The following is a 12,179-nucleotide window of genomic DNA, read 5'->3' on the forward strand; positions in this document are numbered from 1 at the left end:
ATGTCGTCATTTTGAGCGTTTAGCTCGCAATCCGCTCGGCAGTCTCAAGGTCTTCATCAAGACCGAGCAGAGCGCGGACATTCGGGCGCGCTTTGACCAGATCGTCTATGCTGTACTTCATCAGCACGCCAAAGAAAGCATTCAATGCTTCACGCAATGCAGAATTAAGACCACAGCTATCCACGAGTGGGCACTCCGCGGCATCGTTTTCAAAGCATTCTGCCATCGCAAAATTTTCTTCTGTGACGCGCACGACATCGAACAGAGAAATATCCTTCGCCTCACGCCCCAGACGTACACCGCCATTGCGGCCGCGCACTGTTTCCACCAGCTTGTTCTCGACAAGCGGTTGCAAAATCTTGAAGAGAAACAATTCCGAAACGCCGTAAGCACGGGCGATTTCTGGAACGCGGCTCAATTTGCCTTCGTTGGCAGCGCAATACATAAGCATGCGAATGGCATAATTTGTCTGACGAGTAAGACGCATCAACTATTCCTTTCAACGCATCCTCAAGTGTTCCATATTGATGTCTCAATCGGAAAACTCTGCTTTTGGTTAAGCCACAATCCCGCCCGGATGCCCGGAATTTCTGGGATATGCGCCAAGCGAATGCATTTGCCTCGAATCCACTTTAGAACTATTCTTAAAATATATGAAGTGCTTTATCACCTTTAAAGGGCAAAAAACATTTCATTACGCCATTTTGATGCCGACATTTTCGATGTCGGCGTTTCATCATTGGCAGACGTCTACCCATTCGGCTGAAACAAGCTCGGCTATTTTGAGAGGGGATATCCTGACGGCACTGTTGGTTGCCCCGGCAGCGGGAACAACTTCATCAAAATTTTTGAGCGATAAATCGCAATAAACCGGCATTTCCCGTGGCAATCCGAAAGGGCAGACACCTCCAACCGGATGGCTGGTTTCTATCAGCACAGTTTCAGCGTCCAACATGCGTGGCTTGGTTCCGAACTGGTCCTTGAATTTGCGATTATCGATACGCGCATCTCCGCGGGTAACGATAAGGATAGTTTTGTCTTTTGTCGAAAACGAGAGCGTTTTTGCGATCTGCCCCGGCTCCACACCATGTGCTTCCGCAGCGAGTGCGACAGTCGCGGTGCTGGTTGGCAGTTCAATCACTTGGATTTCTGGTGCCTTATTCGCAAAAAAAGCTTTTACTGATTCCAAGCTCATTGGTTCCCTTTTCTTTATGATTTATTTACTCAAATTTAAGCTTCATTCATTCGAAGAGCAAGGTATTGAGTCATTTTCTGGCGAATGACTGCAAGTGGCAGATTGACGCTGCTGTTTGATAACGATAACGAGGCACTCAAATCTGTTTCATGCAGACGCGGAAAAGGGCCGAGCGGTTTAAGGCGCGGGTCTTGAAATACGGTTATAGCCGTACGCCCTTTTATTCCTCCATATTCAAACTCCCAGAACATATAGCCTTGTCGCGGTCATTATCCGCTTTTGTCCTGCCCTGTCTTCGATCTTGCTACCGAGTTGGGTAGCAAAATGGTAGCAACCGGGTTGCAACCTCTTCACTTACTATTCTGCTTGTGCGACCGTCTTTTTTCAATCTACAGATGGTGGGTATGAAAGTTGATGCTTTTCCGGGGAAGTGAATGCAGCCATTAGACATTCTATGGGTCGGTTTGGGCGGTGGACTAGGCTCGCTGTTTCGCTGGTGGGTCGGCAAATTGGTTGGCGAAAGCTACAATGGCAAATTTCCCCTCGGAACATTTCTAATCAATGTGAGCGGTGCTTTCGTTATTGGCTTTTTATCGGTGCTGTTCTCAGTGGAATGGTACGATCGCTTTGGAGATGTATTAAAATCTGGCATCTTGACCGGTATCCTCGGCGGTTACACCACATTCAGCTCAATGCAGCTTGATGCGGTCAAGCTGGCTCGCGATCATAATCGTGGCTTGGCAATCGCTTATTTGGTGGGATCGGTTCTCGTCGGATTATCGGCAGCCGCATTTGGCGCGTTGTTAGCAAGCTGGATAGGATGAGGGAAGAACAATGATTAATACAATCATACTCGTCTTTGTCGGTGGCGCGATAGGTGCCATGCTTCGTGAGTTTCTGATGCTAGGTGTACCGGCTCTATCCGATGGTATTCCGGTGTCAATTTTAGTCGCGAATATTGTCGCATCATTTTTGCTTGGCCTGGCCACTGGGCTTTATAAAAAAGGCACTCTCAGCTCAGAGGTCAATACACTGGTCGCTACGGGCATGATGGGTGGGCTTTCCACGTTTTCCAGCTTTGTCTACGGCGCTTACGTTCTTATGTCTGGATCAACGGCGGGACTGGTATCCGCACTCGCTTATTTGGTTCTCAGTATTGTCATCGGTTATTTCGCGGTCCTGCTGGGTCTTCGGATCGGTGACAGAAGCAATTGAACTTGCAGCCCGGCTTAAGCGGAGCCGGTTTTGCCCCTTGGGTTAGGCTTGTCGCAAAGGCTTCGCTTCTGCGCATCCGGTTTCACGATCTGCGATACTCTCATGCAACCCAGCTTTTGGCCGCTGGCGTTCATCCAAAGATTGCCAGTGAAGGGCTCGGATATTCCACAATCGGCATCACGCTTGACCTTTATTCACATGTCATGCTGGGAATGCAGGCAAATGCTGTAGAACAAGTTGACGCCGCTATAAAAGCTGCTAAGAAGTCACTCGCTGAGTGAATGGGTAGCAAATCGGTAGCAATCACTGATTTGAGGCTTTTCTGAAACCGAGAAAAGTACAACCATTGCAAATACTTGGAGGGGTGGCCGAGCGGTTTAAGGCACCGGTCTTGAAAACCGGCGTGCAGGAGACTGTACCGTGGGTTCGAATCCCACCCCCTCCGCCATACATCGCCGATTGCCCTCCATGGTGCGATATTGCCGCTCGTTCCTGAGATTTTGACGCTGGTTTCCAGACAAATATAAAATCCATAAGTAGCCTTTAAAGGCGCTCTGGAAGATCGTTTAAGCGCATTAAAGCCCCTCTTGTTATTCCACGGAAAGCCCGGCGCGATTCACGTGCCCGAACGGGCACGTCCAATCTGATCGTGCATCCCCAGTCTGGAAAAGTTGCAAGCTAAAAAAATAGAAACTCATAGCTTTATCAGTTGCGAGATGAGCAGGAGTCTGATCATCTTCTAAAAAAGCGATGACTTAAAGCATACCTCTCTCAAATTGGCAGGTTTTGGGATAAGTCTGCGTCAAAACAACAAAATGAGATACATCGCTCTGATGGGATCAGATCGAAACGTGCTCCGAGAAGGGAATGCCTGAATGTCTGTAATGCCCGGTTTGCGTGCTGATACCATACTTCATAATGGTACGATCTGGTGTGGGTATGAGGAGGGCACAGCAGAAGCTCTGGCGATCTGGCAGGGCAAAGTGCTTGCAACGGGCACCAAAGATGAGATCTGGTCGCTCAAAGGCGACAATACGCATGTGATTGATCTGGAGGGGCAGTTTGCGACGCCGGGTTTAAACGATGCACATCTGCATCTCATATCAGTGGGGCTCACGCTCAACTGGATTGATGCGACATCGCAAGTGGCACCGACATTGGAAAGCTTGCTCGATGCAATACGCGAACAAGCCGCTTCCACGCCTGCCGGAACCTGGATCAGGGCGCGTGGCTATGATCAAACCAAGCTTGATGTTGGCCGTCATCCGCATAAATCAGAGCTTGATGCTGTGGCGCCGCATCATCCGGTCATGCTCGTGCGTGCCTGCGGCCATGTATCGATTTTCAACTCGAAGGCTTTTGAGCTTGCGGGAATTGATGAAAATTCACCGGTGCCGGATGGTGGTCTGATTGAACAGCAAAATGGCGTGCTGACGGGCATGGTCGCAGAAAATGCGCAAGGCGTTGTGCGGAAGGCTATCCCAAAGGCAACCACAGAAGAGATGATCGACGCCATTGAGGCTGCGGGCAATCTTCTGCTTTCTTACGGTATCACCAGCGTCATGGATGCAGCCGTTGGTCAGGTTGCAGGCTTTGATGAAATTCGGGCCTACAATTTCGCCAAGCTTAACAAACGATTGCCGGTCCGCACCTGGCTTGTGCTTCTGGGCGATCCTGGAGCGTCGATTGTCGAAAAATGCTATGAAGCCGGTCTTGTGTCCGGCGTTGGCGATGACATGTTGACGGTTGGTGCGGTCAAGATTTTCCTTGATGGCTCCGCAGGCGGTCGCACAGCCTGGATGAGCAAGCCTTATCTTGGTGATGATAACAATATTGGTGTGCAGATTTTACCCGATGCAGAGCTTGAAGCGCTGGTGCTTGACACGCATAAAAAAGGCTATCAGCTTGCCTGCCATGCCATTGGAGACGCTGCCATCGGGCAGCTGATTACCGCTTATGAAAAGGCGCTTGCAGCTTACCCCGATGCGGACCGTCGCCATCGCATTGAACATTGTGGCTTCTCCACACCACAGCAGCACGAGCGGATGAAAAAGGCGGGGATTTATCCATGCCCACAGCAAGTGTTCATTTATGATTTTGGCGACGCCTATATTTCGGTTCTTGGTGAAGAAAAAGCACTGTCGAGCTATCCGCTCAAGACATGGAAAGATCTTGGTTTCAAGCCCGCAACGGGCAGCGATGCGCCTGTCTGTCACCCCAATCCCTATCCGAACATCTATTCGATGCTGACGCGTGAGACCGGCAAAGGGACGGTCATGGATGCGCGGGAGCGGGTGAGTATTGAAGAAGCGCTTCAGGTCTATACCGAGTATGGTGCTTTCTCGCAGAAGCTCGAACATGTGAAAGGCAAGCTGATCCCCGGTCAGGTGGCCGATATCGCTGTGTTCTCCCGCAATATGCTCAATGCGAAGCCGGATGAAATCCTTAACGATACGCGTTGTGTGCTCACCCTTCGCGATGGCGAAGTGGTGTTCAGAGCGCCGAACTGATCATAAGAAATCAAGTGAGAGGATAAGATGGGGAAGAATATGAGAAAATTTGCGTTGCTTGCAGCATTGTCCGCAGTTTTGATGGCGGGCACTGCCGCTTACGCTGCCGACGCGCCTCGTTCCGGAGGCGTTATTAATTTCGTAGCCCCTTATGGGGATAGTTTTTCGACGCTTGATATTCAGGCATCTCCGGCCACGCAGGATGAGTTTTATGCAAAGGCTATTCACCGCACGCTTTATGATTGGGATGCCGATCAGAATAAGCCGGTATTGGGTCTTGCAACAGATGTAACGGTCTCGGATGACAAGCTTGTCTATACATATAAGCTACGGGAAGACGCATTTTTTCACGATGGTAAGCCATTGACGGCGGATGATATTATCTGGAGCTATACCCGGATAATGGACCCGAAGAAGGCATTTCCTCCGGCACGCTATATTTCCGAAATAAAGGGCGCGGAAGACTATACCCAAGGCAAAGCAACGGAAATTTCCGGCCTGAAAAAGATTGATGATCACACGCTCGAAATCACCCTTAAACAGCCGATAGATCCCGGTTACCAGTTCATGCGCAACAATACGGCCATTTATCCGGCCGGAGAGGGCGACAGCGATGTCTTTCAACGTCACCCGATTGGTCTTGGCCCTTACAAGTTTGCGGAATACATTCCCGGCTCCCGTCTGACGGTTGAAAAGTGGGATAAATATTACGAAAAGGGAAAGCCTTACGCGGACAAGATCAATATCATGATCATGGGGGATGCCTCTGCACGTGATGTGGCTTTCCGCAACAAGGAGATTGATGTCGCGGTTCTTGGGCCTGCACAATATACCGCCTATCTTGCAGATCCCGAGCTTGCGAAGAACATGGTGGAAGTCGCGGAAGTTTACACGCGTGCTGTTGGTTTCAACCCGGATTTTAAGCCGTTTCAGGACAAGCGTGTTCGTCAGGCGATCAATTATGCCATCGACAGTGATCTGATCATCAAGCGTCTTGTGAAAGACAAGGCATATCGTGCGGTCGGCTGGCTGCCAAATTCTTCGCCAGCTTTCGATAAGGATGCGAAGCCTTATCCCTATGATCCTGAAAAGGCGAAGGCGCTGCTTGCCGAAGCCGGTTACCCGGATGGCTTTGAGTTTGAATTGACCGCGACGCAGAATGAAAGCTGGGGCCTGACGATTGTTCAGGCCATCATTCCGATGCTGGATAAGGTTGGGATCAAGGTGAAGGCAAAGCCGGTTGAGGCCTCTGTTCTCGCCGATGTGGTTCCAGCGGGCAATTTTCAGGCTTATATGTGGTCGCTGGAAAGTGGACCTGATGCGCTGACTGCGATGCAATGCTTCTATTCAACGACACCGCAATCTGCTTGCAACTATCAGAAATTTGCCAATGCGGACTTCGACAAGCTGGTCGATGAGGCCAAGCTGGCTAAAACCGAAGAAGAAAAAAACGAGATTCTGAAGAAGGCCAACAATCTGTTGCAGGAGGAAGCGCCGGTTTGGTTCTTCAACTATAACAAGGCTGTCATGGCGCATCAGCCATGGCTGCATGGTCTTCAGCCGAACTCGGCAGAGCTCGCGGTTCAGTCCTATGAAAAGCTCTGGGTTGACGACACGGTTCCATCGGGGCGTTAAATCGAGCCTATCTGGATCGGCTCGCCTTTTGGGGGCGAGCTGGTTTCTCTTCGATCTGAAAAGAGGACTGTGTGCTCTATTTTATTGTCCGCCGCGTCTTGCAGATGATACCGACGGTCATTGCTGTATCCCTGCTGATCTTTATCATTTTTAGCGTGGTCCCCGGTAGTATTGCCTCGGGACTGATTGCGAATGGCAAGGGCATGAGCGATCCCAAAATAGTCGAAAAGATCACGGAGGAATTTGGCCTCGACAAGCCTGTTCATGTCCGGTTCGGCAATTATATGGTGCAGCTTGCGCAGTTCGATCTTGGCATTTCCTACAGATCAAGGCAGCCTGTCATCTCGCTTATTCACGAGCGTATGGGGCCGACGCTGAAGCTCGCATTTGCAGCCATGGCTTTTGCGATCCTTGTTGGTGTGCCGCTTGGTTTTCTGGCAGCCCTCCGGCCCGGCAGTATTCTGGATAGCGTTACCATGATTGGTGCAGTATCCGGTCTTTCGCTGCCGCAATTCTGGCTTGGTCTGCTTCTGATGTATTTCTTTGCGCTGACGCTTGGCTGGTTACCGAGTTTTGGCTATGGCGATGGCGGTATAAGGCATGTGATCCTGCCTGCACTCACCTTGGGCGTTGCGCCACTTGCCCTTCTGGCGAGAACCACGCGCGCAGCCGTTCTTGAAGTGATGGGTGCTGATTTTATCCGCACCGCGCGCTCCAAAGGCATGAGCAGCTTCCGCCTTGTCAAATGGCATGTCATGCGCAACGCGCTGGTGCTCATTATAACGACGATCGGATTGCAGTTTGGCTCGATGATGGGGCAGGCTGTTGTGGTGGAAAAACTTTTTTCATGGCCGGGGCTTGGCTCCCTGCTGATCGACAGCGTGTCGATGCGTGATATTCCGGTCGTGCAAGGCGCCATTCTTGTGATCGTATTGTGGTTTCTGATCATCAATACGATTGTTGATATTCTCTATGCGGTCATTGATCCGCGTATAAGCCACGAGTAGGCCGATGAAATTGCGTTTCAATCTCGTCTTTGGGGGCCTCATCTGCGCTATCATGGTGACGGGCGCGGTTTTTGCGCCATGGATCGCGCCTTATCATCCAGTGATGGATGCGGATCTCATGAATGCCGAGCTGCCGCCGGACGCCCAGTTCTGGTTTGGGACCGATGCGCAGGGGCGTGATGTGTTTTCTCGCCTGCTTTATGGCGCGCAGGTCTCCCTGACTGTTGGTGTTGTATCGCAGTGTATCAATACGGTCATCGGCCTTAGCCTTGGTATTTCGGCAGGTTATTTCGGCGGCTGGTGGGACGATCTTGTCAGTGGCCTCACCAATCTGATGCTGGCAATCCCTTCGTTAATCTTTGCGCTTGCGATCATGGCCGTGCTTGGGCCCGGCTTGCCAAGCCTGCTGCTTGCGCTGGGCCTGACGAACTGGTCGTGGACTTGCCGTATTGCGCGAAGTTCGACACTGTCTCTTAAAAAGCAGGGCTATATTCAGGCGGCTAAAATGCTTGGTTATAGTGATGTGCGCATCATGATCACACAGATTGTACCCAATATGATTGGGCCAATCCTTGTCATTGGTACGCTTGGCATGGGGGACGCTATTCTTGCGGAAGCAGCGCTTTCTTATCTTGGGCTTGGCATCAGTCCGCCAGAGCCGAGCTGGGGCAATATGCTCACCGATGCGCGGGAACTGATTGTCAATGCGCCTTGGGCAGCCGTCTTTCCCGGGCTGGCAATCTTTTTCACCGTGCTTGGGCTTAATCTTTTCGGTGATGGTCTGCGAGATTGGCTCGATCCGCATATGAGGACGCGCAAGGTATGAGCGAACACGCACTTCTTGAGGTGGAAAACCTGCGCATCGACATTGCTTCGGGTGCAACACAGCACAATGTGGTCGAAGATGTGTCTTTTACAATTGGCGCTGGCGAAACATTCGGTTTGGTCGGCGAGTCTGGCTGTGGCAAGAGCATAACCGCGCTGTCGATGATTGGGTTGCTGCGTAAACCGCTCTCGGTGACAGGGGGGGCAATCCGTTTCAAAGGGCAGGATTTACGCGCAATGTCATCGCGTGACATGCGCAAATTGCGCGGCAATCGCATCGCCATGATTTTTCAGGAGCCGATGACAGCACTCAATCCTGTCTCACCCGTGGGTCGACAGATTGCGGAGATGTTCGTGCTGCACGCGGGCGCAACATGGCATGAAGCAGAGCGTAAGGCTGTTGAGGCGCTGGCAAATGTGCAGGTGCCTGCACCTGATCAGCGTGTGAAGAACTATCCGCATCAGATGTCTGGCGGTATGCGACAACGCGTGATGATAGCCATTGCCCTTGCCTGTAACCCCGATTTGCTGATTGCAGATGAGCCCACCACGGCCCTTGATGTCACAGTACAGGCGGAAATCCTGCGTCTCATGCAGGAGCTTTGCACAGCGCGCGGAACGTCTGTGCTGATGATCAGCCATGATCTGGGTGTGATTGCCAAAATGTGCCGCCGGGTCGGCGTTATGTATGCCGGGCATCTGGTCGAGGAGAGAGCGACGGCAAGCCTTTTTCAGCATCCATCGCATCCTTATGCGCAGGGTCTTCTGGCCTCCCTTCCTCTGCTTGGCTCCCGTCAAAAACAAGGGCAGCGCCCCTTGCAGGAAATTGCCGGCGTGGTGCCGTCGATTTCTGCCTTTCCTGCGGGGTGCAGGTTTGAACCGCGCTGCACGCGTGCAACGGATATTTGTCGGGCTGAAAAGCCGGGATGGACGCCTTTGCAGGATGCAGGCTTGGTGAGGTGTTTCCATCATGAATGAGATGCGTTCAACTCAGCCCATGGAGCCGCTTGTTCGCATAGACGATCTCTGTGTTCGATTTCCGGTGAGTGGCGGCATTTTCAGCCGTTCAAAGCAGTTGCTGCATGCAGTCAATCATATGAGCCTCGAGCTGCTTAAAGGTGAGTGCCTGTCGATTGTTGGTGAATCCGGTTGCGGTAAATCCACGCTTGCGCTCTCAATCGTCGGATTGCAAAAACCCACGAGCGGAGAGATTTATTTCGAGGGCAGGCCAATTACAGGCGTAAACGAGCCGTCGCGGCTAGAACGTGCAAAAATGGCGCAGATGGTTTTTCAGGACCCGTTTGCTTCGCTCAATCCTCGCCAGACAGTTTATACGTCGCTTGCGGCACCGTTAAAACTTCATGGTGTAAAATCACGCTCCGAAATAGACGGTCGCGTGGAGGAAATTTTACGTCTTGTCGGCTTAAAACCGGAGCAAGCCAAGCGCTTTCCGCATGAATTCTCCGGGGGGCAGCGTCAGCGTATCGGGATCGCACGCGCATTGTTGCTCAATCCCAAGGTTATTGTTCTCGATGAACCAGTGTCTGCACTTGACGTTTCCATCCGCGCGCAGATCATCAATCTGCTGCTGGAACTCAAAGAGCGGTTGGAGCTGTCCTATATCATGATCAGCCATGATCTAAGCGTCGTTGAACATATGAGCGACCGCGTGGCTGTGATGTATTTTGGACAGATTGTCGAAAGTGGGCCATGGGACCGGGTATTTTCAAATCCAACGCATCCCTATACGCGTCGTCTGATTTCAGCCATTCCCGATCCAGTGGCCGAACTGACGGGCACGCGTCTCATTGACGATAGAAGTACCCCTCAAGCACCGCAAGGCTATGCATTTTATCCAACGCGCTTTGGCTCTCATGATGTGCATCAGCCGCCGCCATTGACGCAACTGACTGACATCGGCGGGGGACAGTATGTTCGGGTGATTGAGGCGAACTGAGCAGCCTATTGATGTAAGTGTCTGAAAATCAGTTCGCCAATCGGGATCGCTGAGGTTGCCGCAGGCGAGGGCGCATTGCAGACATGCAGCACGCGCTTTGAGCGTAAAAATTTGAAGTCGTGTATTAACGCGCCATCTTTCGAGACAGCCTGCGCACGTATTCCGGCGCGATAAGGCAGAAGGTCATCAGCGCGAAGCGACGGGCAATATTTGCGGCATTTTTCCAGATAACTGGATTTAAATACGCTGTCCTTCATTTCGTTCAAGCCGGAGCGAAGATGGTTTGAAATGACCTTCCAGAAGCCGGGGAATTTTGCATATGTGGCGATGTCCTCAAGGCTCACCGAGAATTTGTGATAGCCTTCGCGCGACATTCCAAGAACTGCATTTGGCCCCACCGTTAATCTGCCATCCATCATCGGGGTTAGGTGAATGCCGAGAAACGGCATAGATGGATCAGGCACCGGGTAGATCATGCGTTCGACCAGATTGCTAAGTTCCGGCTTTAGCGCGTAATATTCACCACGAAATGGCACGATTTGGAAGTCTACGGCTTTTCCCGAACGTTGTGCGAGGCGGTCTGCCTGTAGTCCGGCGCAGGCAATAACAGAACGGCTTTCCCACACATCCTTATCTGTATGGACACGGACGCTGTCGGAACGCTCTTCGATGCGATCAACCTCAATGTTGAATAGGATGGTGCCACCAGCAGCTCTGATAATATCGCCCATGACCTGAGAGACTGCGCGATAATCAACGATCCCGGTTTGCTCAACGAGCAATGCACCAAGCCCCGTCACAGACGGTTCGATCTCGATTAGCTCCGCATTATTCAATCGACGGCAATTGATGCCGTTCGTCGCAGCATTTGTTTCGAGATTGTCTAAGCGCTGCAATTCGATCTGGTTGGTGGCAACCACCAGCTTTCCGGGTGTGCGGTAGGGAATAGCATTTTCATCGCAAAATTGCTTCGTGATGCGCTCACCTGCGCGGCAAAGCTCGGCTTTCAGACTGCCGGGCTTATAATAAATCCCAGCATGAATAACCCCGCTGTTATGTCCGGTCTGGTGCGCGGCCAGCGTGCTTTCTTTTTCCAACAAAAGAAGGCGAGCATCCGGCTCGCTTTTGACTATTTTCAAAGCGGTCGCCAAGCCGACGATGCCGCCACCTACGATACAATAGTCGAACATGGTTTGCGCTCGATGTTTGATGCCTGATGCAGGATAATCTTGTCACCAGTGATGCCAATGGGCTTTATCACTCATGATGCCGCAATCGGCTGATTAATTGCAACAACAACTCGCGCTTGTTAAAGATACGCACCATTGCAGTGGGCTTTGACGAAACCGGCCCAGCTTATCGTCTGCAAATCAATTAAACACTGCTCAGCAGAATGCTGGTTTCACTGTTCAGGACGCCTTCGATTGTTCGCACTTCACGCAAAACGCGGTCAAATTCGTGAAGGCTTTCCGCATGTATTTCTGCCACCAGATCCCATGACCCATTGGTCGTGTGCAGCGTGCGTATCTGTGGCAAACCTCTTAAAAGTTTTATGACCTTGGTTGTTGAGCGACCTTGCACTTCGATCAGCATGATCGCGTGCACAACTCCATCGCTGGAATCTTGCCGGACGCGTATGGTGAAGCCCAGCGCTGCACCTGTCTCAAGCAATCGGTCGAGACGCGCCTGCACGGTCCCGCGTGAAACGCCGAGGATTGTCGCCAGCTTCGAGAGTGGCGCACGTCCATCCTCTCTTAAAATGGCAATGAGCTTGTGATCCAGTTCGTCAAAAATATGCATAGCGTTTTTTACATTTTGACTGTGCAAATTGCTAT

13 protein-coding genes and 1 tRNA gene are annotated in these 12,179 nt (G+C 51.6%); 10 read left to right on the forward strand and 4 right to left on the reverse strand.

Annotated elements, in window-relative coordinates; all coding sequences use genetic code 11:
- Nucleotides 1–19: 19 nt before the first annotated feature.
- Together rirA and OPR82_RS07015 are read right to left on the reverse strand one after the other, a co-directional pair.
- Nucleotides 20–487, reverse strand: a complete 468-nt coding sequence (rirA, locus tag OPR82_RS07010; protein ID WP_265983952.1) for an iron-responsive transcriptional regulator RirA — start codon at nt 485–487, stop codon at nt 20–22.
- 249 nt (nt 488–736) lie between these two features.
- Nucleotides 737–1,195, reverse strand: a complete 459-nt coding sequence (locus OPR82_RS07015; RefSeq protein WP_265983953.1) for a YbaK/EbsC family protein — start codon at nt 1,193–1,195, stop codon at nt 737–739.
- Nucleotides 1,196–1,629: 434 nt separating this feature from the next.
- Here OPR82_RS07015 and crcB point away from each other — a divergent pair, with 434 nt between their 5' ends.
- The 10 genes from crcB (at nt 1,630) to OPR82_RS07065 (ending at nt 10,344) form a co-directional block, all read left to right on the forward strand.
- Nucleotides 1,630–2,019, forward strand: a complete 390-nt coding sequence (gene crcB, locus OPR82_RS07020; protein ID WP_265983954.1) for a fluoride efflux transporter CrcB — start codon at nt 1,630–1,632, stop codon at nt 2,017–2,019.
- 10 nt (nt 2,020–2,029) lie between these two features.
- The gene (locus OPR82_RS07025; protein ID WP_265983955.1) at nt 2,030–2,410 is read left to right on the forward strand and encodes a CrcB family protein; all 381 of its coding nucleotides are present in this window, start codon (nt 2,030–2,032) and stop codon (nt 2,408–2,410) included.
- A complete protein-coding gene (locus OPR82_RS07030; protein ID WP_265983956.1) occupies nt 2,407–2,691 on the forward strand; it encodes a tyrosine-type recombinase/integrase in 285 nt (94 codons plus the stop codon). Before OPR82_RS07025 ends, OPR82_RS07030 begins: the two co-directional genes overlap by 4 nt.
- Before the next feature lie 77 nt (nt 2,692–2,768).
- Nucleotides 2,769–2,858, forward strand: a tRNA-Ser gene (locus tag OPR82_RS07035).
- A 436-nt stretch (nt 2,859–3,294) separates the two neighbouring features.
- Nucleotides 3,295–4,920: an amidohydrolase gene (locus tag OPR82_RS07040; RefSeq protein WP_396996384.1), complete on the forward strand. Its 1,626-nt coding sequence runs from the start codon at nt 3,295–3,297 to the stop codon at nt 4,918–4,920.
- 39 nt (nt 4,921–4,959) lie between these two features.
- On the forward strand, nt 4,960–6,555 hold the full coding sequence (locus OPR82_RS07045) for an ABC transporter substrate-binding protein (RefSeq protein ID WP_265983958.1): 1,596 nt from the start codon (nt 4,960–4,962) through the stop codon (nt 6,553–6,555).
- Nucleotides 6,556–6,626: 71 nt separating this feature from the next.
- Nucleotides 6,627–7,562, forward strand: a complete 936-nt coding sequence (locus OPR82_RS07050) for an ABC transporter permease (RefSeq protein ID WP_265983959.1) — start codon at nt 6,627–6,629, stop codon at nt 7,560–7,562.
- A gap of 4 nt (nt 7,563–7,566) precedes the next feature.
- Nucleotides 7,567–8,388: an ABC transporter permease gene (locus OPR82_RS07055; protein ID WP_265983960.1), complete on the forward strand. Its 822-nt coding sequence runs from the start codon at nt 7,567–7,569 to the stop codon at nt 8,386–8,388.
- Nucleotides 8,385–9,365, forward strand: a complete 981-nt coding sequence (locus tag OPR82_RS07060; protein ID WP_265983961.1) for an ABC transporter ATP-binding protein — start codon at nt 8,385–8,387, stop codon at nt 9,363–9,365. Before OPR82_RS07055 ends, OPR82_RS07060 begins: the two co-directional genes overlap by 4 nt.
- Nucleotides 9,358–10,344 carry an ATP-binding cassette domain-containing protein gene (locus OPR82_RS07065; RefSeq protein ID WP_265983962.1) on the forward strand — a complete coding sequence of 329 codons (987 nt, stop codon included), beginning with the start codon at nt 9,358–9,360 and terminating at the stop codon, nt 10,342–10,344. The genes OPR82_RS07060 and OPR82_RS07065 overlap by 8 nt, the downstream gene beginning before the upstream one ends.
- 5 nt (nt 10,345–10,349) lie before the next feature.
- On the opposite strand, the gene lhgO is transcribed toward OPR82_RS07065, so the two are convergent.
- Entirely contained in the window at nt 10,350–11,534 is a 1,185-nt protein-coding gene (gene lhgO, locus OPR82_RS07070) for an L-2-hydroxyglutarate oxidase (protein WP_265983963.1), read from the reverse strand.
- 184 nt (nt 11,535–11,718) lie between these two features.
- Nucleotides 11,719–12,144, reverse strand: coding sequence for an Lrp/AsnC family transcriptional regulator (locus OPR82_RS07075; protein WP_265983964.1), 426 nt, complete (start codon nt 12,142–12,144; stop codon nt 11,719–11,721).
- Nucleotides 12,145–12,179: the final 35 nt, after the last annotated feature.

Source organism: Ochrobactrum chromiisoli (genome assembly GCF_026241335.1).
GTDB lineage: Bacteria > Pseudomonadota > Alphaproteobacteria > Rhizobiales > Rhizobiaceae > Brucella > Brucella chromiisoli.

Coding starts and splice junctions, on each gene's coding strand:
- rirA (WP_265983952.1), bottom strand. CDS start 487: ATGCGTCTTACTCGTCAGACAAATTATGCCATTCGCATGCTTATGTAT.
- OPR82_RS07015 (WP_265983953.1), bottom strand. CDS start 1,195: ATGAGCTTGGAATCAGTAAAAGCTTTTTTTGCGAATAAGGCACCAGAA.
- crcB (WP_265983954.1), top strand. CDS start 1,630: ATGCAGCCATTAGACATTCTATGGGTCGGTTTGGGCGGTGGACTAGGC.
- OPR82_RS07025 (WP_265983955.1), top strand. CDS start 2,030: ATGATTAATACAATCATACTCGTCTTTGTCGGTGGCGCGATAGGTGCC.
- OPR82_RS07040 (WP_396996384.1), top strand. CDS start 3,295: ATGCCCGGTTTGCGTGCTGATACCATACTTCATAATGGTACGATCTGG.
- OPR82_RS07045 (WP_265983958.1), top strand. CDS start 4,960: ATGAGAAAATTTGCGTTGCTTGCAGCATTGTCCGCAGTTTTGATGGCG.
- OPR82_RS07055 (WP_265983960.1), top strand. CDS start 7,567: ATGAAATTGCGTTTCAATCTCGTCTTTGGGGGCCTCATCTGCGCTATC.
- OPR82_RS07060 (WP_265983961.1), top strand. CDS start 8,385: ATGAGCGAACACGCACTTCTTGAGGTGGAAAACCTGCGCATCGACATT.
- OPR82_RS07065 (WP_265983962.1), top strand. CDS start 9,358: ATGAATGAGATGCGTTCAACTCAGCCCATGGAGCCGCTTGTTCGCATA.
- lhgO (WP_265983963.1), bottom strand. CDS start 11,534: ATGTTCGACTATTGTATCGTAGGTGGCGGCATCGTCGGCTTGGCGACC.
- OPR82_RS07075 (WP_265983964.1), bottom strand. CDS start 12,144: ATGCATATTTTTGACGAACTGGATCACAAGCTCATTGCCATTTTAAGA.